Here is a 21,544-nt window from a genome sequence, read left to right as displayed (position 1 = left end):
TCGTGAACGGGTGACGAGGATCATCGCCGGAACAGCGCGCGGCGCGCGGCTCGACGTGCCCCGCGCGGGAACGAGACCCACCAGCGACCGCGTGCGGGAGTCGCTCTTCGGAGCGCTGGAGTCGGCGGATGCCATCGTCGGCGCGCGGGTGCTCGACCTCTATGCCGGCTCGGGTGCGCTGGGACTGGAGACCCTCAGCCGCGGCGCGACGAGCGCGGATCTCGTCGAGCACGGCCGAGAGGCGGCGTCGGTGGTCCGCCGCAACGCCGCCACCGTCGCGAAGGCCGGAGCGCCGAGCGCGAGGGTGCACCAGAGCACCGTCCGATCGTTCCTGCTGCGCGCCTCCGGCCCGTACGACCTCGTGTTCTCGGATCCCCCGTACGACCTCGACGACGAGGCGATGACGGCGGACCTCGTCACGCTCGCGCCGCTTCTCACTCCCGACGCCCTCGTGATCATCGAGCGCGCCCGGCGATCGACCCCTCCCGACCTCGCTGCGGCCGGACTGGAGCTGATCCGCGAGAAGGCCTACGGCGACACCGCCCTCTGGTGGGCCGAGCCCACTCCCGCGACGGAGTCGTCTCAGCCCGAGGCCGAGTCCCAGTCGCGATAGGGATCCCAGCCGCTGACATCCGCGGGTGCGCCGTCGACCAGCAGCTCGTGCTCGCCCCGGGGCACGACAGTGCCGATGACGCGGAAGCCCGCCGGCACGATCCCCGGCGGGAAGCAGGCGAGAAGGGCGTGATCCTCGCCACCGGCGAGAGCTCGCTGGGGGCTGTCGCCGAGGGCTGCGCTGTCGAGTGCGATGGTGACCTCGGAGGCCGCTGCCATCCGTCGCGCGTCGAGCGCGAGCCCGTCCGAGATGTCCATCATCGCGGTCGCGCCCGCAGTGGCAGCGAAAGGGCCGAGACCGATCGGCGGCGATGGACGGAGCTGAGCCGCCAGAGCAGCGCTCTCACCCGGGGCGAGCAGGGACGCATCGACGGGGACCGGCGCCTCCCCCTCGCGGAACCTTCCGAAGAGCACCGAGAGTCCGTGAGCGGCGTGCCCCAGTTCGCCTGCGACCGCGACCGCGTCACCGACCCGTGCGCCCGACCGGGTCACGGGCGGCCGGCCCTCGAGATCGCCGAGCGCGGTGACGGCCACGGTCAGGACGTCCGAGACCGTGAGATCGCCGCCGACCACCGCGCATTCCGGTGCGAGTGCGGCGCAGGCTTCTCGGAAGCCGTCTGCGAGGCGCTCGATGAACGACAGTCGAAGGTCGCGGGGAACGGCCAGCGCCACCAGGAGCGCCGTCGGCCGCGCGCCCATGGCCGCCACGTCGGCGAGGTTGACTGCGGCGGCCTTCCAACCGAGGTCGTACCCCGACGACCACGCGAGCCGGAAGTCCGGGCCGTGCACGAGAGTGTCCGTCGTGGCGACCACCGAACCCGAGGGAGCGGCTATCACCGCCGCATCGTCGCCGGGTCCGACGAGCGTGTGAGAGGCCCGCGCCGTCCTCGCCAGGATCGCTCTGAGGATCTCCCCCTCCGACAGTTCGCCGAGGGTCGGATCATCGTCGCGAGGTCGGGAGGACATGCAGTCAAAGGTAGCCTGGATGCATGCCCCGCTCTCGCCGTCTCGCCGTCGTCGCGGGCTCGCTGGTCCTCCTCGCCGCACTGTCCGGCTGCTCGACGACGATCCACCTCGAACCCGCTGAGGACGCCAACGATCCGGCCTGCGCCGAGGTGTCCGTGCTCCTCCCCGACGCCGTCGGCGATCTCGATCGGGTGTGGACCGATGCTCAGGCGACCGGAGCCTGGGGCGACCCGACCGTCGTGCTGCGCTGCGGCGTCGAACCGCCGGCGCCGTCGACAGAGGTGTGCACGACCATCGGCAGCGTCGACTGGCTCGTTCTCGATCAGGAGGAAGACCGGCAGCGCCTCGTGACGTACGGTCGCGAGCCCGCCATCGAGGTGATCATCCGCCGTGGCGAGGAGATCGACTTCCGTACGGTCGTCGAGAGCCTCTCCACGAGCATCCAGTCGGGCCTCGCGCCCGCCACGGCACGCTGCACCGACCGGGTGCCCACCGAGGAGAACCCGGACGACGGATCGACCGAAGGCTGACCCGTCGAGGGTCAGCGGCGCAGGCCCGCCTCGATCAACTCGGAGATCAGGTCGCCGTAGCTGAGTCCGGAGGCCACCCAGCACTTCGGGAACATCGAGATCGGAGTGAATCCCGGCATCGTGTTCAGCTCGTTGACCACCAGCTCTCCCGTAGGAGTGAGGAACATGTCGACGCGCGCAAGACCTCGCCCGTCCACCGCCTCGAACGCACGGACTGCCGCATCCTGAATGGCCGCGACCTCCGAATCATCGAGCTCCGCCGGGCACACGACGTCGACGCCGTCGCCGCCGAGGTACTTTCCCTCGAAGTCGTAGAACCCTCGAGTCGTCAGCACGATCTCGCCAGGAAGCGACGCTCGGACGCCGTCGGCACCTTCGAGCACGGCGACCTCGATCTCGCGGCCGACCACGCCCGCCTCGATCAGGACCTTGTCGTCTTCTGCGAACGCGATCGCCAGCGCCGCATCGAGCTCGTCGGCGCTCTCGACCTTCGAGACGCCCACGCTGGATCCCGCGCGAGCCGGCTTCACGAAGAGCGGCAGGCCGAGCGCCGCCGCCGAGTCGCGGATCGCGACGGCATCCTGTTCCCACTGGCGCGCGCGCACCGTCAATCCGGCCGCCACCGCGATACCGGCGGCCCGCAGCGCGATCTTCATGAAGTGCTTGTCCATGCACAGTGCGGAGTCGAGCACCCCGCCGCCGGCGTAGGGGACCTCGAGGGTGTCGAAGTACCCCTGGATGGTGCCGTCCTCGCCGTGCGGGCCGTGGAGGATCGGCAGCACGATATCGATCTCGCCGAGGGATTCGGTGGTGCCGTCGGTGCGCACGACGCGCAGGCTGCGGTCTCCGCCGGGTTCCGGCCACAGCACCCGTGTGCCGTTGTCGGCGACCTCGGGCAGGTGAGCGGCATCCAGCGGGAACTTCGCCGGGTCGTCGTCCTCGAGGACGAAGGCGCCGTCGCGGGTGATCCCGACCGGGATCACGGCGTACCGATCGCGATCAATCGCGCCCAGCACTCCGCCCGCCGTTGCGGAACTGATCGAATGCTCGCTGGAGCGCCCTCCGAAGAGCACCACCACCGTCTGCTTGTCCATGGTTGGTCCTCTCACCCTGCGGGGTGTCGTCGTCCGTCGTCAGGTGGGGTGCGATGTCGCGGGGGTTCATCTTGCCGTCGAGCACCATCTTCACCTGCTCGACGATGGGCATGTGCACGTCGGACTCTCGGGCGAGTTGCAGCACCGGCGCCACGGACGCGAGGCCCTCAGCGGTCTGCTGCATCTGCTTCACGACGTCCTGGAAGCTGTATCCCTGGCCGAGCAGGCGCCCGGCCGTGTTGTTGCGGCTCAGCGGGGACTGACATGTCGCGATGAGGTCGCCCAGGCCCGCGAGTCCCTGCAGGGTCTCAGGGTGAGCGCCGTTGGCGACGGCGAAATCGGTCATTTCCACGAGCCCGCGGGTGATGATCGACGCCTTGGTGTTCTCGCCGTACCCGACGCCGTCGACGATGCCGATGGCCACCGCGATGAGGTTCTTCAGCACTCCCCCGAACTCCGTGCCGATCACGTCGGTGTTCACGAACGTCCGGAAGTAGCCGTTACGTGCCGCGCGCGCGACCTCCTCGGCGGTCTCCCGACTGCGTGAGGAGATCACGGCGGCCGTGGGCTGCTCGCGAGCGATCTCGAGCGCGAGGTTCGGCCCGGAGGCGACCGCGATACGGTCGGGATCGCAGCGCAGCTCCTGCTCGATGACCTGGCTCATCCGGAGCCCCGTCGTGCGCTCGACGCCCTTCATCAGGCTGACGATCTTGGCGTCGTTGTCGGCGAGCAGCGGCCGAAGCGCCTTGAGATTCTCCCGCAGCGACTGACTCGGCACCGAGAGGTACACCTGGTCGACATCGCGGAGCGCGATCGCCAGCTCGTGCGTCGCGGACATCGTGCGCGGCAGGTTGATGCCGGGCAGATAGCGGGAGTTGCGCTTGGCCTCGTCGATCTCGTGGGCGAGTTCGGCTCGGCGCGCCCACATCGTGACCTGCGCCCCGCCGTCGGCGAGGATCTTTCCGAACGTGGTGCCCCAGCTTCCGGCACCGATCACCGCGACGCGTGGTCCTGCGGGAGCGTTGCGCTTAGGAGTCAAGGCGACCCGTCTCCTTCTGTCCATGGGCGGACGGGTTCCAGCGCTCGGCCGGAGCCTTCTCGTCACGCAGGTCCTCGAGCAGCGCCGTGATGGCCTGCATCAGTCGTTCGGTGGCTTCGTTCAGCGCAGATGCCTCGCCTGCACGACCACGGAGGTCCGACAGATCGACGGGATCGCCGATGACGACGTCCACGGGCTTGCGCAGCGGCCAGAGGCTGAGCCCCTTCTGGTAACGCCCCATGATCCGCTGGGTGCCCCAGTGGGCCATCGGGATGAGTGGGATGCCGTCGGTCAGCGCGAGCCGGACAGCCCCGGACTTTCCGCGCATCGGCCACATGTCGGGGTCGCGGGTCAGCGTGCCCTCCGGATAGACGATCACACCGCGACCGTGCTCGACGAGCTCGGCCGACTGCTTGAGCGTCTGCTTCGCCGCGGATGCCGACGAGGCGCGTGCCACGGGGACCATTCCTGTCGCGCGGAGCACGGCTCCGAGCACAGGAACCTTGAAGAGACTCTCCTTCGCCATGAAGCGCGGAGCTCGACCGATGCGCCACACCGCGAGTGCGACCACGAGCGGATCGAACTCGGAGTAGTGGTTCGGGGCGAGAACGTACGCTCCCTCACGCGGGAGCTTCTCGCTTCCCGTGATGCGGAGCTTCGCGACGAGCGAGATCAGCGGCACGGCGATCGCCGCGACCGGCCAGAACGCACTCGGTCGCGTGGTCTCCGTCGAGCGGGAACCCATCGGGGTCACCGGATGACGTCGAAGTCGGCGCCCACGGCATCGAGCTTGGCGAGGAACTTCTCGTAGCCGCGGCTGAGGATGTCCACTCCGGACACCCTCGACTCGCCTTCGGCGGTCAGCGCCGCGATGACGTGGCTGTATCCGCCGCGAAGGTCGGGAACGACGATGTCTGCGGCGTGCAGCGGCGTCGGGCCGGTGATGACGGCGGCCTGCTCGAGGTCCCGGCGCGGGACACGACGGGCTCCGTCCTGCAGTCCGCGGGGGTGCACGACGATGTCGGCGCCCATCTTGACGAGCGCCTCGGTGAAGCCCAGACGGTTCTCGTAGACCGTCTCGTGCACGACCGAGCGGCCCTTGGCCTGAGTGAGCGCCACGACGAGAGGCTGCTGCCAGTCGGTCATGAATCCGGGGTGCACGTCGGTCTCGACGATGACCGGCTTGAGCTCGCCGTCGCGACGGAACAGGATCCCGTCCTCCTTGATGTCGAACCATCCGCCGGCCTTGCGGAACACGTTGAGGAACGTGAGCATCTCCTGCTGCTTCGCGCCGCCCACGAAGATCTCGCCGTCGGTGGCGAGTGCGGCGGACGCCCAGGATGCGGCTTCGTTGCGGTCGAAGATCGAGCGGTGGTCGTACCCCCGAAGCGTCTCGACACCCTCGATGAGGATGACGCGGTTCGGCTCGTAGGAGATGATCGCGCCCATCTTCTGCAGCACCGCGATCAGATCCATGATCTCGGGCTCGATGGCGGCGTTGCGAAGCTCCGTGGTGCCCTCGGCGCGAACGGCCGTGAGCAGCACCTGCTCGGTCGCTCCGACACTCGGGTACGGGAGGTGGATGTTCGCACCGTGCAGGCGCGCACCACCCGTCGACAGGCGGATGCCGCTCGGCAGCTTCTCGACGATGGCGCCGAACTTGCGGAGCGCGTCCAGATGGAAGTCGATCGGGCGGTCGCCGATGCGGCAGCCGCCCAGGTCGGGGATGAAGGCCTGACCGAGACGGTGCAGCAGCGGGCCGCAGAAGAGGATCGGGATGCGCGAGGCACCCGCGTGAGCGTCGATCTCCTCGAAGTGGGCCGACTCGACGTCGCTGGGGTCGAAGACGAGAGCTCCGGGCTCATCGCCGTCGGAGACCCGCACGCCATGGACCTCGAGAAGCGAGCGGACGACCGCGACGTCGCTGATGGCCGGCACGTCGCGCAGCACGCTGACGGTCTCTCCGAGCAGGGACGCGACCATCGCCTTGGTCGCGAGGTTCTTCGCGCCCTTGACGTCGACGCGGCCGCGCAGCGGGCGCCCTCCGCGAATGGCGAGGACGTCTCCGGTGAGTGGGGGGACTCCGTCCGGAAGAGCGTCGCGCACAGGTGTCGTCATTCGGAGCCTCACTTCATTCAACGGAATTCGGGGCGGGGTCGCCCTCGGCTCCCCCGCCCCGCCGTTCACTGCTGAACGGGAAGGGTCCGGGGCCGCCACGACTCGCGACGGGCCTCGAACTGCGCGATCTTGTCTTCGTTGCGCAGGGTGAGCCCGATGTCATCGAGCCCTTCGAGGAGCCGCCATCTAGTGTAATCGTCGATCCCGAGGTCAGCCTGGATCTCACCGATCGACGCGACTCGCGCCTCGAGGTCGACCGTGATCGAAGCCCCGGGATTCCGGTCGATCTCAGCCCAGATCCGCTCGAGATCCTCTTCGGAGATGGTGGCGGCGAGGAGCCCCTGCTTGCCCGAGTTGCCCCGGAAGATGTCGGCGAAGCGCGGGCTCAGGATCACCGCGAAGCCGAAGTCGCGCAGCGCCCAGACAGCATGCTCGCGGCTGGATCCGGTGCCGAAGTCGGGGCCGGCGACGAGCACCGATGCGCCCTGGAAAGCCGGCTGGTTGAGCACGAACTCGGGATCCTGACGCCAGCCGTGGAACAGTGCGTCCTCGAAGCCGGTCTTCGTGACCCGCTTGAGGAACACGGCGGGGATGATCTGGTCCGTGTCGACGTTCGAGCGCTTCAGCGGGGCGGCGATGCCGGTGTGGGTGGTGAACTTCTCCATGGTCAGACCTCCGCCATCTCGTTCAGGTCGCTCGGACTCGACAGCGTGCCGCGGATCGCGGTCGCGGCGGCGACGAGCGGCGACACCAGGTGCGTGCGTCCACCCTTGCCCTGCCGGCCCTCGAAGTTGCGGTTGGAGGTCGACGCGCAGCGCTCCCCCGGCGCGAGCTGATCAGGGTTCATCCCGAGGCACATCGAGCACCCCGCGAATCGCCACTCGGCTCCGAAGTCCTTGATGATCTTGTCGAGCCCTTCGGCCTCCGCCTCGAGCCGCACCCGGGCAGAGCCGGGAACGACCATGACGCGGACGCCGTCGGCCTTCTTCTTGCCTTCGACGATCGACGCGAACGCGCGGAGATCCTCGATGCGACTGTTCGTGCACGACCCCATGAAGACGGCGTCGACCGGCACCTCCTTGAGAGGCGTGCCAGGCGTCAGATCCATGTACTCGAGGGCCCGCTCGGCTGCGGCACGCTCATTGGCATCGGCGATCTCTGCCGGGTCGGGAACCGCCGCCGACAGCGAGCTGCCCTGACCGGGGTTGGTGCCCCACGTCACGAACGGCTCGAGCTCATCGGCATCGATGAAGACCTCGGCGTCGAACGTCGCCCCCTCATCCGTCGGCAGCGTTCGCCAGTACGCGACGGCGTCGTCCCAGTCCTGCCCCTTCGGGGCGTGCGGGCGACCCTTCAGGTACTCGAAGGTCGTCTCGTCGGGCGCGACCATGCCGGCACGAGCGCCGGCCTCGATCGACATGTTGCAGATCGTCATCCGGCCCTCCATCGACAACGCCCGGATCGCGCTGCCGCGGAACTCCAGGACGTAGCCCTGACCGCCGCCGGTGGTGATCTTCGCGATCACCGCGAGGATGATGTCCTTCGCGGTGACGCCGGGCCTCAGCGTGCCCTCGACGTTGATCGCCATGGTCTTGAACGGCTTCAGCGGCAGCGTCTGCGTCGCCATGACATGCTCGACCTCGCTCGTGCCGATGCCGAAGGCCATGGCGCCGAACGCGCCGTGCGTCGATGTGTGCGAGTCGCCGCAGACCACCGTGATGCCGGGCATGGTGAGACCGAGCTGCGGCCCCACGACGTGGACGATGCCCTGTTCGGCGTCGCCGAGCGAGTGCAGACGCACGCCGAACTCCGCGGCGTTGCGGCGCAGCGTCTCGATCTGCGTGCGGCTCGTGAGGTCGGCGATGGGCTTGTCGATGTCCCAGGTCGGCGTGTTGTGGTCCTCGGTGGCGATCGTCAGGTCGAGGCGCCGCAACGGTCGCCCCTCCGATCGCAGTCCGTCGAACGCCTGCGGGCTCGTCACCTCATGCACCAGGTGCAGATCGATGTAGATGAGGTCCGGCTCGCCGTTCTCGCCCTTGACGACGAGATGGTCGTCCCAGACCTTCTCGGCGAGGGTCCTGGGACGGACGGGAGCAGTGTCTGCTGCGGGGGTGTTCATTGCGTGTCTCCTGAAGCTGGCGGTTCGGCCCACGATGGACTCCGCGACGAGGAGGGGCTCAGAACGAGGTCTCGTCGCGGCCGCTAAGAAGGAGCACGATCCGCATGACGTCAGATTACCACCGCTTCAGCGCCCGGAGTCTCCGCGTGACACGCTACTGTCACCCACACCTTCGAGAGGCACCCGCATGACCGACGACAGCACCGGATTCGCCACGAGAGCGGTCCACGCGGCCCGGAATCAGGGGCCCGCATCGTCGAGGGCGACGCCGATCTACCTGACGGCGGGCTTCGAGTTCGACGACTTCGACCACGCCGCCGACCACTTCGGCACCGGCGCGGGGTTCGGATACACGCGCACGGGGAATCCGACGGTGCACGCCGTCGAGCGCCAGCTCGCCGCACTCGAATCCGCCGCAGAGGCCGTGCTCGTCGCCAGCGGCCAGGCCGCGGTCGTCACCGCACTGCTGACCGTCGCCGGAGCGGGCGATCACATCGTCTCCTCGACGCACATCTACGAAGGCACGCGAGGGCTTCTGCTCGACAACCTCGCTCGCCTCGGCATCGAGACGACGTTCATCGACGACATCGCCGACCCCGGCGCCTGGCGGGGTGCGATCCGCCCGACCACCCGGGCGCTGTTCGGCGAATCCATCGCGAACGCGCGCAACGACATCCTCGACATCTCCGCGGTGAGCGCGGTCGCCGACGAGTTCGCCATCCCGCTCATCGTCGACAACACCCTCGCGACGCCGTTCCTGTTCCGGCCGCTCGAGCACGGCGCCGCCATGGTGGTGCACTCCGCCTCGAAGTTCCTCGCCGGTCACGGGTCGGTGCTCGGAGGCGTGATCCTCGACGACGGTCGCTTCGACCAGGCGAAGGCGGGGCACAACGCTCCGCATCTCGTTCTTCCGGGGCGCGGCGGGTTCCCGAGCGTGGCTTCGCGTCATGGCGGCAACGCGCGCATCGCCTACGCGCGCGAGTCCGTCGCTCCGCGATTCGGCGCGTCCCCGTCGCCGCTCAACGCGTTCCTGATCGGACAGGGCGCCGAGACCCTCGGTCTGCGGGTCGAGCGGCAGTCCCGGAACGCCCTCGAGATCGCCCGCTGGCTCGCCGCGCAGGAAGCGGTCGAGAGCGTCGACTACGTCGGCCTCGACACGCATCCCGACCACGGCCTCGCCGAGAGGTACCTCTCGGGAGGGTACGGCTCGATCTTCACCTTCACGCTCCGCGGGGGCCTCGACGCCGCACGCGACTTCGTCGAGAGCGTCGACGTGTTCACGCACATGACCCACATCGGCGACGTGCGCTCGCTGGTGCTGCACCCCGCGACCACCAGCCACTCGCATCGCACGCCCGAGGAGCGAGACGTCCTCGGAGTGCAGCCGGGAACCCTGCGGCTGTCGGTCGGCATCGAAGACGTCGCCGACCTCCTCGGCGACCTGGCCCGAGTCCTGGAACCCGCACGAGAGGCCGTCTCATGACCAGGCCCCAGCACTTCGGGTGGTTCCTGGCACGCGGCTTCGGCCCGCAGGGGTGGGGCTATCCGTCGCTGGACTGGGACTACGACTGGACCCGTCCGGAGATCTACCAGGAGGCGGCTCGCACGCTCGAGCAGGCAGGCTTCGACCTCCTCATCATCGAGGACGCGCCGTCGCTCGGCTCTCCCGACACGATCGACCTCCGGGTGCGCCATGCCTTCGGCGGCCCCAAGCACGACCCGCTGCTGCTCGCTCCCTACCTCTTCCAGGCGACACGGCATCTCGGGGTCGTGCCCACCGTGAACCCGGCGGCGTACCTGCCGTATACCGCGGCTCGGCAGTTCTCCACGCTTCAGCACCTCAGTGGCCACCGCCTCGGGCTCAACGTGGTGACCGACACCGGCAGTGCGCGACATTTCTCCGCCGCGGAACAGCTCGGGCACGATGCGGCATACGACCGCGCCGAAGAATGGCTCGCCGGCATCCGCTCGCTCTGGCGCAGCTGGGACGACGGTGCACTGGTCCGCGATCGCGAGACCGACGTGTTCGCCGACGGATCGAAGCTGCGCTCCGTGCAGCACCGCGGAACGCACTTCGACTTCGACGGCCCGTTGAACGCCGTGCCGTTCACCGACGGGGAGCCGTCGATCGTCTCCCCCGGCGGCTCCGGCCGCGGCCTCGGATTCGCCGGCGCCAACTCCGATGTGCAGCTCGCCCTCGCGCCGCTGGACGAAGCATCGGTGCGTGCCTATCGAGCGAAGATCCACGATGCGGCGATCGCCGCCGGACGCTCGCCGGACGACATCAAGATCCTGTTCGCGATCCAGCCAGTGATCACATCATCCGCCGAGGAGGCCGACCGAATCGTCGCCGCCTCCGCGCATCCCGACGACGCGACCCTCGTGCAGATCGCACGCAAGCAGTCCAGCGACCTCGAGACGGATCTGACCTCGCTCGATCTCGACAGACCACTCGACCTCGAGATCTTCGGCGAGCACGTCTCGCGCGGGAGCATCCAGCGCCTGATCGGCGACCGCGGAGACGATGCTCCTCTACGAGTCCATCTCGCCGCGCTCGCTCGGACGGGCCGCATCTCCGATCGCTCGGGTTTCGTCGGCACTGCCGAGGAGTTCGCAGATCTGATCGAAGAGCTCGGCGAGTGGGGCAACGACGGCGTCCTGCTGTGGGGCGACTTCCACCCCGTCACGCTGCATCGGACGCTGGATGAACTCGTGCCCGTTCTTCGACGCCGGGGCATCCTGCGCCGGGACTACGTCGACGGAGGGCTGCAGGCGAACCTCCGCGCGTTCTGACGCGTAGGCGAGCAGGGTCACCAGCCCAGGGTGCCGGGTGCACCCTTGAAGGGGCCGACGACCGTCGACGTGACCCACCCGCCGTAGAACCCGCCCGGCTGCGGTGTGACGACCTCGTCCCCCACCGTGCACTCGTCCATCGGACCCGCATAGACGGCGACCCGGTCTGCCAGCATCTCGAAACCTCGAGAGGGATTCGGGTAGTTCCAGGCGGCCCCGGCCGCCGTCTGCGCTCCACCTCGCACGTCGAGGTAGCGTGCGGCTCCCTTGAACTCGCAGAACGAGGAGCCCGGCGCGTCAGAGAGCGAGCCCGCGGTGAAGTCGGCGATCGGCAGGTAGTACACGGGAGGATGGCTCGTCTCGAGGACTCGCACCGCGTCGCGCGTGTCGGCGATGAGCTGGCCGCCGAGGCGAACGGTGATGCGCGCAGCCACGGGCTCGACCTTCGGCGGTCGAGGATAGTCCCAGACGGATTCCTGACCGGGCGAGGGCATCAGAGGGCGGGGTCTGCGCATCTGTTCACTGTACGTCGCACGGTGTTGACTGGGGCCATGTCAGAAATACCGATGTTCCCGCTGGGGTCGGTGCTCTTCCCGTACACCCCGCTCCCGCTCCGCGTGTTCGAGCCGCGGTACCTCACCATGATCGGGCAGCTGCTCGACGAGGACGACCCTCAGTTCGGCGTCGTGCTCATCGAGCGCGGACATGAGGTCGGCGGTGGCGACCGCCGCAGTGGATTCGGCACGATGGCGCGCCTGGTGAGCGTGGCGGCGGATGCCCAGGTGCTGCACACCCTGGCGGTCGGCACGGCACGCTTCACCGTCGAGCAGTGGCTGGACGAAGCTCCTTACCCGCGCGCAGAGGTGACCCCGCTGCCCGAGCTGACCTGGAACGATGCCCTCACCCCCCTGCGCACCGAAGCCGAGGCGATCGTGCGCCGGGTGCTGGCACGCACCGACTCGCCCTGGGACGCCGACACCGAGCTGTCGGAAGAACCGCTCGCGGCCGCCTGGCAGCTCGCCGCCATCGCGCCGCTGGGCGAATACGACCAGTACACGCTGCTGCAGTCCACCACGGTGGGCGCTCTGCTGCGTCAGGTGATCGATCTCACGCTCGACGCCGAGGCGCTCTGGACAGCGGAGTGACACGTCTCCTGCTCGTCGCGGGAATCGCGGGCGCCGCGGAGAGCGACCGCCTCACTCGACCGTCGGGCCGACCCGCTGCGCCCGCTTCTCCCGAGACGAGGCGATGAGGCTGGCGACGGTGGCCACGGTCATCGCCACGACGATGACGCCCAGCGACACCATGTTGTCGATGTCGGGAACCCACTCGACATGCTGACCGCCGTTGATGAACGGCAGCTCGTTCTCGTGCAGCGCGTGAAGGATCAGCTTGATGCCGATGAATCCGAGGATGACCGCGATCCCGTAGTGGAGGTAGCGCAGACGATCGAGCAGATCACCGAGCAGGAAGTAGAGCTGGCGCAGACCCATGAGCGCGAAGATGTTCGCGGCGAAGACGAGGAACCCGTTGGTGGTGATCTCGAAGATCGCCGGGATCGAGTCGATCGCGAAGATCAGGTCGGTGACGCCGATCGTGATGAACACGATGACCATCGGCGTCCACATGCGCTTGCCGTCGACGGTCGTGCGCAGCTTCGAGCCGTCGTACTCCTCGCTGATGTCGATGCGGCGCCGCAGCAGGCGCACGATGAAGTTCTCCTTCTTCACATCGTCTTCGTGCTCGCCCTCGGGCATCGCCTGCTTGATCGCGGTGTAGATGAGGAAGGCACCGAAGATGTAGAAGATCGGCGAGAAGTGCTCGACGATCGTGACGCCGACGAGGATGAACGCTCCGCGGAGGACGAGGGCGATGATGATGCCGACCATCAGCACCTGCTGCTGCAAGCGTCGCGGCACCGCGAACTGCGCCATGATCAGCACGAAGACGAAGAGGTTGTCGATCGAGAGGCTGTATTCGAGCGCCCAGCCGGTGATGAAGTCGCCGGCGTTCCGCCAGCCTGCGACGTTTCCGAGAAGAACCGCGAAGAGCAGCGCGAGTCCGACGTAGAACACCACCCACAGGGTCGACTCCTTGGTCGAGGGGATGTGGGGACGAAGTCGGATCAGAAGCAGGTCGCCGATCAGGATGATCGTGAGGACGATCATCGAGGTGATCTCGAACCAGACAGGGATTTCCAAGGGCGTACAGCACCTTTCGGGAGGGTCGGAAAAACGCCGAAAGTCTCTCCCACGCACAGAGTGCGTCGCACGACCGGAGCAGCGATGTCGGTGCTCGTGATGACGGTGGATGCGCTTGCGGGATACTCCCTCTCGCCTCAGCAATGGTAGCGGAGTCGAAGACGCTTGCGGATGCCGCCGGCACCGATCTGAGACGATGGGGCGTCGACCGACACTTCCTGGGTGAGAGACACCGAACGGAATCGGGATGCCAGTGCAGACGAGTGACCAGAGAGTGGCGGCGCGGGCCGCGGCAGGTGACGAGAGCGCCTTCCGCGAGCTGTACCGCGCGTACGCCCGCCCGGTCTACTGGATCGCACACGGGATCGTCGGCGCCGCCGCGGATGCCGAGGACGTGACTCAGGAGACCTTCGTCACGGCGTGGCGGAAGCTGCCGGGGTTCGAGCTGCAGGGAGACTCCATCCTCCCGTGGCTCGCGACGATCTGCCGCTTCCAGGCCGCGAACCGCCTGCGCCAGCGCAGACGCGACCAGGCCAACACCGCGGATGCGGTCGATGAGACCCTCCCCTCGACGGTCAGCGTGGAGGAGCAGGTGATCACCGCGGACCTCGCAGAGCGGATCGCGGCCGAGGTCGGCACCCTCAGCGACCTCGATCGCGCGATCTTCCGCCTCTGCGCCGCGGAAGGCTACGCCTACCAGGCTGCGGCCGAGGAGCTCGGCGTGAGCCACGCCATCGTCCGGAACCGTCTCTCCCGAGTCCGCACCCGACTGCGTGGTGCCGTGAAGGAAGCGAGCGACGCATGAACGACACCTCCACCGAGCCACTGCCCGAGCTCACCGATGCCGCAGTGGAGCGCATCGAGAGAGCCGTGTTCGAGGACATCGCCGCCGAGCTGCCGCGGCAGTCGCCTGCAGAGAAGCGCGGTCGCGTTCGTCGTGGTCGGTGGCTCACCGGCACCGGCATCGCCGCGGCGTTCGTCATCGGCGTCCTCATCACCCCGCCCATCCTCACCGCGGTCGGCGGTTCGGCGACGAGCTCGGCCGACGGCGGGGGCGTGACTGTCGTCGAGGACGCTCGCTCGGGCGCCGTCGACCAGAGCGCGCCCTCGGCTCTGACCGAGTCAGCCGAGTCGGGCGCGGTCGCCGGAGATGTCGCAGCGGGTGATCGTGAGATCATCGCCACGGCCAACGCCACGGTGGAGGTGAAGGACGTCTCGGACGCCGCGGTCGCCATCGGGGCACTCGCAGAGTCGCATGGCGGCTACGTCGAGAGCACCGAGATCGGCGGGACCCCTGCCGTGGACGCCTCCTCCGATCCTGTCGCCGCGGACTCGGAGTACGGCTGGATCAGCATCCGCGTGCCGTCGGCGGATCTTCCCGCCGTCATCGATGAGCTCACCGAATCCGGCGAGGTGCTCTCCTCCTCCATCGCGCAGCAGGATGTGACCTCGACCGCGATCGATCTGCGAGCGCGCATCGATGCGACCAGGGCATCCGTCCAGCGACTCAGCGAGCTCATGTCCCAGACCGGCACCGTCGCGGAGCTCATCGAGGCGGAGGTGGCGCTGACCGATCGTCAGGCGCAGCTCGAGTCGTACGAGCAGCAGCTCGCCTCGCTCGAGGACCAGGTCGCGATGTCGAGTCTCTCGGTGCAGCTGACCCGCACCGCCGCGCCGACGACGGCCGATCCCGCAGGATTCTCCGATGGGCTCGTCGCGGGATGGAACGGGCTCGTGGTCTCGCTGAACGCCCTGGTGGTCTCTGTCGGATTCCTGCTTCCGTGGCTCGCCGTGGCCGGGCTGGTCGTGCTGATCATATGGGGCGTCCGCCGAGCACGCCGCGGTCGTCGAGGCTCGGACGCGGCGGGTACCGACAGCTGAGATCACCCGTTAAATCTCGGATTTACGGGGTATACAAGAACTCTTGTGAGAATCGGGAACCGGTTCTAACGTGACGTTCATGGAAGACATCTCGGTCGTCACCGCCGTGCACCACCCGCTGCGCCGACGCATCTACGACTACCTGCTGCTGTACGGCACATCGCAGGTGACGGCACTCGCCCGGTCGCTCGATGCGCAGGTCGGCAGCATCAGCCATCATCTGCGCATGCTGGAGCGGGCGGGCCTCGTCGAGCGCGCCGAGGACCCGTCGGGCGACCGGCGCACGAGCTGGTGGAAGATCGCCCGTCGCGGCCTGACCTGGTCGGCGGAAGACTTCGCGGACTCCCCCGCCGACGCGCTTCTGGCGCGCGAAGCGCAACGGCAGAGCATCCGGATGCAGATCGAGCGCCTCCAACGCTGGCAGCGCCGGCACGATGATCCGGCCGTCGCCGGCTATGACGCCTCGAACACCGAGACCACGGCCTGGGCGACGCCGGTCGAGCTGCGCGACCTCAGCTCGAGGCTGTCGGCGACGCTGAAGGACTGGCGCGACTCGGTCGATCTCGAAGACGGGCAGCAGCGGACACCGATCTTCTTCTTCGCGCACGCCTTCCCGACGACACCATGACCGCCGCAGACCCTGTGCAGCTCGTCGAGCCGCCGGCGTTCCGACGAGACCATCGAGTGCATGCGTGGATCCTCGTCAAGGCGCTCTCGGACGCGGGCGACGCCCTGTGGACGATCGCGCTGGCGTGGACCGCCGTGCAGACGGCCTCGCCTGCGGTCGCAGGACTCATCGTCGCCGCCGGCACTCTGCCTCGTGCGGTCGTCCTGCTGTTCGGCGGCATGATCGCCGACCGCGCGGACGCGCGCCGAGTGATGATGCTGTTCAACGCCGTCCGGGTGGGCGTTCTCGTGACGGTGGCGCTCTGGGTGCTCTCCGCGCCGCCCACCGTGGGTGTGCTCCTCCTCGCCGCCATCGCATTCGGCGTCTGCGACGCCTTCTACGAGCCCTCGGCGGGCACCGTCGCCCGCCAGCTCGTGCGAGCCGCTGACCTGCCGTCCTACGGCGCTCTGTCGCAGACCGCATCGCGACTCGGAACGATGGCCGGCGCGGCCGTCGGCGGTGTGATCGTCGCGTCCGCGGGCCTCGTCGGAAGCGCGGCGGTGAACGCGGTGACTTTCACCGTCGTCATCGCGTTCATCGCCATCTGGCTCAGACCGCGGTTCCTGCTCGCACGGGCAGACCGACAGTCCGCTCTTCGCGACATCGCGGGTGGATTCGCCCACCTCGGCGCACATCCGACCACCCGCACGCTCGTCATCGCCCTCTCGGGGCTCAACCTCGCGGTCGGTCCGGCCGTCGGGATCGGCCTCGCGCTCCGAGCACACGACGAAGGCTGGGGCGCGCCGGCTGTAGGGCTGTTCGAAGCTCTGTTGGGACTCGGCGCGGCGATCGGCGCCGTGTCCGTCGCCAGGTGGCGGCCTCGGCGCGAGGCACGCGCGGGATTCCGTGCTCTAATGCTGCAGGGAATGGCCATCGTCGCACTCGGCTGGGGTCCCGCGTGGAGTGTCGGAGTCGCTGCCTTCGTCATCGGTGCGACCGCCGGCTACGCATCGGTGCTGCTCAGCGCCACGTTCTCGGCAACCGTCGACACCGCGTACCTCGGCCGCATGAGCTCCATCACCCGGTTGGGCGACGACTGCCTGATGCCGCTCGCGATGGCCGCGTTCGGTCTGCTCGCGTCGACCACCGCGCTCTGGGTTCCCTTCGCCCTCTTCGGTGGAGCGATGACGGCATCGATGGTGGCGCCGTTGGCCAACCCCGCGTTCCGGAGCATGTCGCTGCGTACAGCCGTCGGATCCACATGATGGATGCGGAGACGACGAAAGCCCTCGGAGAACCGAGGGCTTTCGCTTGTTGTGACCCCAGCGGGATTCGAACCCGCGTTACCGCCGTGAGAGGGCAGCGTACTAGGCCGCTATACGATGGGGCCGTCTGGCGGAACGTTTCCGTGCCGCGACAACTGTTCAAGTATGCCACGACGATTCTCACGTCGCCAAATCGAGCGGGGCGGTCTTCAGATCCCGGGCGTGGCGCACCTGCCGAGGGGTTTGCCACGGCGCCCCTGAAGGAGTTGACTCATCTCATGCGCGTCACCAAATTCGAACATGCCGCTCTTCGCATCCAGCAGGGCGATGACGTCCTTCTCCTCGACCCGGGCTCGTTCACCTCTCCCCTGAACGATCTCTCGGGTCTCGTCGCTGTCGTGATCACTCACGAGCACCCCGACCATTGGACCCCCGAGCACCTGGATCGGATCCTGCGCGCAGCCCCCGGCACCCCGATCTACGCCCCGGCGGGCGTCGCGCGCGCGGCCGACGGCTATGACATCTCCGTGGTCGCTCCGGGCGAGACGGTGGAGGTCGGTGCGTTCACGCTCCGCTTCTTCGGCGGCACGCATGAGGTGATCCACTCGTCACTGCCGGTGGTCGAGAACGTCGGCGTGCTGATCAACGATGTCTTCTACTATCCGGGCGACTCGTACGCGATCCCCGAGGGCGTCGAGGTCGGCACTCTCGCGGCACCGCTCGGCGCGCCGTGGCTGAAGATCGGCGAGGCCATGGACTACGTCCTGGCCGTGAAACCACGGCGGGCGTTCGGCACTCACGACATGACGCTGTCCGTCGCGGGCAAGACGATGCACCGGCAGCGGCTGCAGTGGGCGACCGAGCAGGGCGGCGGCGAGTTCTCGATACTCGAACCGGGCGACTCGCTCGACATCTGACGTGGCGGACTCCCCCTCTGCCGAGTACTCGCTCGACGAGGGCGGCGTACGAGATCTCCTCCGAAGCACGGACCCCGCCCTCGCCGAGCTTCCGCTGAGGCTGTTCGCCGACGGCTGGGACAACTCGATGTGGCGCCTCGGCTCCGAACTCGCCGTGCGACTGCCTCGACGCGATCTCTCGGTGCCGCTCATCACCCACGAGCAGCGTGCCCTGCGCACGATCGGCCCGGCTCTCGCCGCCGTCGGCATCCGTGCGCCCGTCCCCGTGATCGTGGGCGAGCCGAGCGCGCACTTTCCGCGACCCTGGTCCGTTCTGCCCTGGATCCCCGGAACGACGGCGCTCGCGTCCTCCCGCCCGGACAACGCGACCTGGGCGCCCCGACTCGCGGACGCCCTGCGCGCGCTGCACGTCGCCGCGCCGGTCGATGCTCCCCGCAACCCGGTGCGCGGACGCGCCCTGTCCACTCGAGACGCCGCCATTCGGCCACGTCTGGACGCGTTCGACCGCCGGACGGCACTGCGCGACGCCTGGGCCGCGGCACTCGCAGCGCCGCCCGCATCGGAGCAGGTCTGGATCCATGGCGATCTGCACCCGGGCAACGTGCTCGTCGCCGACGGCACGCTCACCGCGCTCATCGACTTCGGCGATGTCACGGTCGGCGACCCCGCCTACGACCTCGCCTCGGCCTGGATGCTCTTCGACGCCTGCGGCCGAGAGGCATTCCGGCGAGCGACGAGGGAGCGTTACGACGACGCCACCTGGACCCGCGCGAGAGGCTGGGCGGCGTACATCGCCCTCGTCCTGATGACTCAGAGCGATGACAGGCCCGAGTACTTCGCCGTCGGAGTGAGCACGGCCGACGCGCTCGAAGAGGACTAGCTCTGCGCGGCTCGAACGCGCAGAGCTCGAGCCAGGTGGTCGCGCTGTTCGATGACGATTCGGCGCAGAGCGGCGGGCGCCGTGTCGTTGTCCGCGAGCCACGCATCCACGGCATCGAGTGTGGGCGAGGCGGGGAAGAGTCCGACCACGAGGCGTTGCGCCAGCTCGATGCTCCGTGTCGCCCACGCATCGCCGATCCGCCCGAAGTACTCGGCATCGAACCTCTCGATGAGATCGCGGCGTCCTCCGGCTCGGAACCCGCCGATCACCGCGTCGAGATGATCGTTGCTGAGCGATCCGTCGTTCCACGCCGCGTCCCAGGCGGCAGCCCGGACGTCCGGTTCGGGACGCGAGGCCAGGGCCCTGCGGGCAGCGGTGCGTCCGCTGCCCGTGTCGTCGGACTCCAGCTCCGCGGCCACCGCATCGGCATCCGCGTGTCCCGTGGTGACGAGGGCGGTGAGGAGCTGCCACCGCAGATCCGGGTCGATCGTGAGCCCGTCGGGGGCATCGCCATGCAGGATCGCGCGGATGTCGTCTGCACGCACGTCGTCGAAAGCTGATGCCGATGCGAGCGCACGCGCCCAGGAGAGCTGTGCATCGCTGCCGGCATCGGATGCCTGGAGCGCAGTCCACGCGGTCTCGACCCATGCTGTCAACTCACGCTGTCGCGCGTCATCGCTCGCGTAGTTGCGGATCGCGAAGAGCGTATTCGCGAGGATGCCGGCGAGAAGGCCGATGTTCGACTCCCGCGGAGCGTGGGCACGAACGATCTCGGCGTACCGAGCGACCGCGAGCTCGCCGTCGCGGGTGGCGTTCCAGAGCGATGACCAGATGACAGCCCTGGCGAGAGGATCGTCGAGCGAAGACAGTGATTCCCGCACCGTCGCCAGAGAGGCGTCATCGAGACGCACCTTGGCATAGGTGAGGTCGTCATCATTGAGGAGCACGAGATCCGCAGCCGGGATGACGACCGGTGTCCGCTCGTCGTCGATGTCGAGCGCGATCTGATCGCGACGGACGACCCTCCCGTCGACACGATCGTAGAGACCGATGCGCAGGCGGTGCGGCCGAGGGTCGCTCTGCATGACGGCGGCGCCGCCGTCGGCATCCCGCTCCACCCACAGCGTCGAGACCCCGGTGGTCTGCAACCAGGCACGCGACCAATCGGTCATGTCCCGCCCGGAGACCGCACTCAACTGCACGAGGAAGTCGTCGAGGGTCGTGTTGCCGAAGGCGTTCGCCGCGAAGTACCGCCGCGCGCCCTCGAAGAACGCCTCGTCGCCGACGAACGCGACGAGCTGCTTGAGCACGGCGGCACCCTTGGCGTAGGTGATGCCGTCGAAGTTCAGCTTCGCCGCCTCGAGATCGGGGATGTCCGCGACGATCGGGTGCGTCGTGGGCAACTGGTCCTGCTGGTACGCCCACGCTTTGCGGTTCGCAGCGAATTTCACCCAGGCGTCGTGGAAGCGCGTCGCCACCGCCGAGGCGTGCGAACCCATGTAGTCGGCGAACGACTCCTTGAGCCACAGGTCGTCCCACCACTTCATCGTGACCAGGTCGCCGAACCACATGTGCGCCATCTCATGCAGGATCGTGTTCGCGCGAGCGGCACGCTGGGCATCCGTGGCGGCCCCTCGCGACAGGTAGGACTCTGTGAATGTCACGAGGCCGGGGTTCTCCATCGCGCCGAGGTTGTATTCGGGCACGAAGATCTGGTCGTACTTGCCCCAGGGATAGGGGTAGGCGAACGCGTCGGTGAAGAAATCGAGACCCTGGCGGGTGATCTCGAGGATCTCGTCCGACTCCAGGTACTGCGCGAGGGACTGTCGCGCGAACAGGCCCAGCGCGATGCGCTGATCGTCGCGCTGCCACTCGCCGTCGACTCGAGCGTAGGGTCCCGCCGCGATGGACGTGATGTAACTGGAGATCGGAAGCGTAGGAGCGAACTCGACACGTTGCACGCCGACGCCGGCGTCGACGTGCACCGCCGCCTGGTTCGACAGCACCTGCCAACCCGCCGGAGCATCGATCACGAACGTGTAGGGCGCCTTGATGTCGGGCTGCTCGAAGCAGGCCATCACCCGTCGCGCGTCGGCGGGCTCGTACTGCGTGTAGAGGTAGGTGCGGTCGTCGACCGGGTCGTGGAACCGGTGCAGGCCTTCGCCGGATCGGCTGTAGCTCGCGACAGCTTCGACACGGACGACGTTCTCGGTCCCGAGGCCGCTCAGCTCGATGCGCGACCCGTCGTAGACGACATCGCGGTCGACGCCGTTGACGACGACCCTCTCGACGCTCTCTCCGATGAAGTCCACCCAGGTCGAGTCCGCCGTCGCGGTGAAATCCAGGGTCGTGGTCGTGGAGAACCCGCTGCGTGCCCGCTCCGGCGCACCCGTGAGGTCGAGTTCTACGCGGATGCTGCGCACGGAGACGGCGGCGGATCGCGCCGCGGTCTCCTCTCGGGAGAGATTGGCTGTGTCCATGCCTCCATCCTTTCATCCGCGTTCCCGCCCTGCCGAACCTAC

General features: G+C 68.4%; 21 protein-coding genes and 1 tRNA gene. 11 read left to right on the top strand and 11 right to left on the bottom strand.

The window, feature by feature from the left end:
- Positions 1-10: 10 nt before the first annotated feature.
- The gene (gene rsmD / locus ASE34_RS08995; RefSeq protein ID WP_056278658.1) at positions 11-613 is read left to right on the top strand and encodes a 16S rRNA (guanine(966)-N(2))-methyltransferase RsmD; all 603 of its coding nucleotides are present in this window, start codon (positions 11-13) and stop codon (positions 611-613) included.
- Here the strand turns inward: rsmD and thiL are convergent.
- Positions 583-1,578 (bottom strand): thiamine-phosphate kinase, encoded by a 996-nt coding sequence (gene thiL / locus ASE34_RS08990; RefSeq protein ID WP_056278657.1) that lies wholly within the window; start codon positions 1,576-1,578, stop codon positions 583-585. The two genes, rsmD and thiL, sit on opposite strands and share 31 nt — an antisense overlap.
- A gap of 23 nt (positions 1,579-1,601) precedes the next feature.
- On the opposite strand from thiL, the gene ASE34_RS08985 reads away from it, so the two are divergent.
- Positions 1,602-2,108 (top strand): DUF3515 family protein, encoded by a 507-nt coding sequence (locus ASE34_RS08985; RefSeq protein ID WP_053095897.1) that lies wholly within the window; start codon positions 1,602-1,604, stop codon positions 2,106-2,108.
- A gap of 11 nt (positions 2,109-2,119) precedes the next feature.
- Here the strand turns inward: ASE34_RS08985 and ASE34_RS08980 are convergent, their stop codons facing one another.
- From ASE34_RS08980 to leuC, 6 genes are all read right to left on the bottom strand, one after another.
- On the bottom strand, positions 2,120-3,202 hold the full coding sequence (locus ASE34_RS08980; protein ID WP_056278656.1) for a D-alanine--D-alanine ligase family protein: 1,083 nt from the start codon (positions 3,200-3,202) through the stop codon (positions 2,120-2,122).
- Positions 3,108-4,265 (bottom strand): NAD(P)H-dependent glycerol-3-phosphate dehydrogenase, encoded by a 1,158-nt coding sequence (locus ASE34_RS08975; protein WP_157538165.1) that lies wholly within the window; start codon positions 4,263-4,265, stop codon positions 3,108-3,110. The genes ASE34_RS08980 and ASE34_RS08975 overlap by 95 nt, the downstream gene beginning before the upstream one ends.
- Positions 4,231-4,986 (bottom strand): lysophospholipid acyltransferase family protein, encoded by a 756-nt coding sequence (locus ASE34_RS08970; RefSeq protein WP_053095891.1) that lies wholly within the window; start codon positions 4,984-4,986, stop codon positions 4,231-4,233. The genes ASE34_RS08975 and ASE34_RS08970 overlap by 35 nt, the downstream gene beginning before the upstream one ends.
- Positions 4,987-4,991: 5 nt before the next feature.
- Complete coding sequence (murA, locus tag ASE34_RS08965; protein ID WP_053095889.1) at positions 4,992-6,359, bottom strand: UDP-N-acetylglucosamine 1-carboxyvinyltransferase; 1,368 nt, start codon at positions 6,357-6,359, stop codon at positions 4,992-4,994.
- Positions 6,360-6,424: 65 nt separating this feature from the next.
- A complete protein-coding gene (gene leuD, locus ASE34_RS08960) occupies positions 6,425-7,024 on the bottom strand; it encodes a 3-isopropylmalate dehydratase small subunit (protein ID WP_056278654.1) in 600 nt (199 codons plus the stop codon).
- Positions 7,025-7,026: 2 nt separating this feature from the next.
- Positions 7,027-8,478, bottom strand: a complete 1,452-nt coding sequence (gene leuC / locus ASE34_RS08955) for a 3-isopropylmalate dehydratase large subunit (protein WP_056278653.1) — start codon at positions 8,476-8,478, stop codon at positions 7,027-7,029.
- A 187-nt stretch (positions 8,479-8,665) separates the two neighbouring features.
- Between leuC and ASE34_RS08950 the strand changes: the two genes are divergently transcribed.
- Together ASE34_RS08950 and ASE34_RS08945 are read left to right on the top strand one after the other, a co-directional pair.
- Entirely contained in the window at positions 8,666-9,961 is a 1,296-nt protein-coding gene (locus tag ASE34_RS08950) for an O-acetylhomoserine aminocarboxypropyltransferase/cysteine synthase family protein (protein ID WP_056278652.1), read from the top strand.
- Positions 9,958-11,271 carry an LLM class flavin-dependent oxidoreductase gene (locus ASE34_RS08945; protein ID WP_056278651.1) on the top strand — a complete coding sequence of 438 codons (1,314 nt, stop codon included), beginning with the start codon at positions 9,958-9,960 and terminating at the stop codon, positions 11,269-11,271. The genes ASE34_RS08950 and ASE34_RS08945 overlap by 4 nt, the downstream gene beginning before the upstream one ends.
- 17 nt (positions 11,272-11,288) lie before the next feature.
- Here ASE34_RS08945 and ASE34_RS08940 read toward each other — a convergent pair whose 3' ends face one another.
- Positions 11,289-11,786, bottom strand: coding sequence for a DUF427 domain-containing protein (locus ASE34_RS08940; RefSeq protein ID WP_056278650.1), 498 nt, complete (start codon positions 11,784-11,786; stop codon positions 11,289-11,291).
- A 36-nt stretch (positions 11,787-11,822) separates the two neighbouring features.
- Between ASE34_RS08940 and ASE34_RS08935 the strand changes: the two genes are divergently transcribed.
- Positions 11,823-12,416, top strand: a complete 594-nt coding sequence (locus ASE34_RS08935; protein ID WP_053095883.1) for an LON peptidase substrate-binding domain-containing protein — start codon at positions 11,823-11,825, stop codon at positions 12,414-12,416.
- A 51-nt stretch (positions 12,417-12,467) separates the two neighbouring features.
- Here ASE34_RS08935 and ASE34_RS08930 read toward each other — a convergent pair whose 3' ends face one another.
- Positions 12,468-13,472, bottom strand: coding sequence for a TerC/Alx family metal homeostasis membrane protein (locus ASE34_RS08930; protein WP_056278649.1), 1,005 nt, complete (start codon positions 13,470-13,472; stop codon positions 12,468-12,470).
- A gap of 247 nt (positions 13,473-13,719) precedes the next feature.
- Between ASE34_RS08930 and ASE34_RS08925 the strand changes: the two genes are divergently transcribed.
- From ASE34_RS08925 to ASE34_RS08910, 4 genes are all read left to right on the top strand, one after another.
- A complete protein-coding gene (locus tag ASE34_RS08925) occupies positions 13,720-14,277 on the top strand; it encodes an RNA polymerase sigma factor (RefSeq protein ID WP_056278648.1) in 558 nt (185 codons plus the stop codon).
- Positions 14,274-15,353 (top strand): DUF4349 domain-containing protein, encoded by a 1,080-nt coding sequence (locus tag ASE34_RS08920; RefSeq protein ID WP_056278647.1) that lies wholly within the window; start codon positions 14,274-14,276, stop codon positions 15,351-15,353. The genes ASE34_RS08925 and ASE34_RS08920 overlap by 4 nt, the downstream gene beginning before the upstream one ends.
- Before the next feature lie 79 nt (positions 15,354-15,432).
- Positions 15,433-15,981: an ArsR/SmtB family transcription factor gene (locus tag ASE34_RS08915; protein WP_056278646.1), complete on the top strand. Its 549-nt coding sequence runs from the start codon at positions 15,433-15,435 to the stop codon at positions 15,979-15,981.
- Positions 15,978-17,225, top strand: a complete 1,248-nt coding sequence (locus ASE34_RS08910; protein ID WP_056278645.1) for an MFS transporter — start codon at positions 15,978-15,980, stop codon at positions 17,223-17,225. The genes ASE34_RS08915 and ASE34_RS08910 overlap by 4 nt, the downstream gene beginning before the upstream one ends.
- A 52-nt stretch (positions 17,226-17,277) precedes the next feature.
- Here the strand turns inward: ASE34_RS08910 and ASE34_RS08905 are convergent.
- Positions 17,278-17,350: transfer RNA gene (locus tag ASE34_RS08905), tRNA-Glu, on the bottom strand.
- A gap of 153 nt (positions 17,351-17,503) precedes the next feature.
- Here ASE34_RS08905 and ASE34_RS08900 point away from each other — a divergent pair.
- Entirely contained in the window at positions 17,504-18,142 is a 639-nt protein-coding gene (locus tag ASE34_RS08900) for an MBL fold metallo-hydrolase (protein WP_053095878.1), read from the top strand.
- A 1-nt stretch (position 18,143) separates the two neighbouring features.
- Positions 18,144-19,022, top strand: a complete 879-nt coding sequence (locus ASE34_RS08895) for an aminoglycoside phosphotransferase family protein (protein WP_056278644.1) — start codon at positions 18,144-18,146, stop codon at positions 19,020-19,022.
- Here ASE34_RS08895 and pepN read toward each other — a convergent pair.
- Positions 19,019-21,502: an aminopeptidase N gene (gene pepN / locus ASE34_RS08890; RefSeq protein WP_056278643.1), complete on the bottom strand. Its 2,484-nt coding sequence runs from the start codon at positions 21,500-21,502 to the stop codon at positions 19,019-19,021. The genes ASE34_RS08895 and pepN overlap by 4 nt on opposite strands.
- Between the last annotated feature and the right edge of the window lie 42 nt (positions 21,503-21,544).

Origin of the sequence: Microbacterium sp. Root280D1 (assembly GCF_001428975.1) — a bacterium.
GTDB lineage: Bacteria > Actinomycetota > Actinomycetes > Actinomycetales > Microbacteriaceae > Microbacterium.
This window is presented reverse-complemented; position numbering and strand designations above follow the sequence as displayed.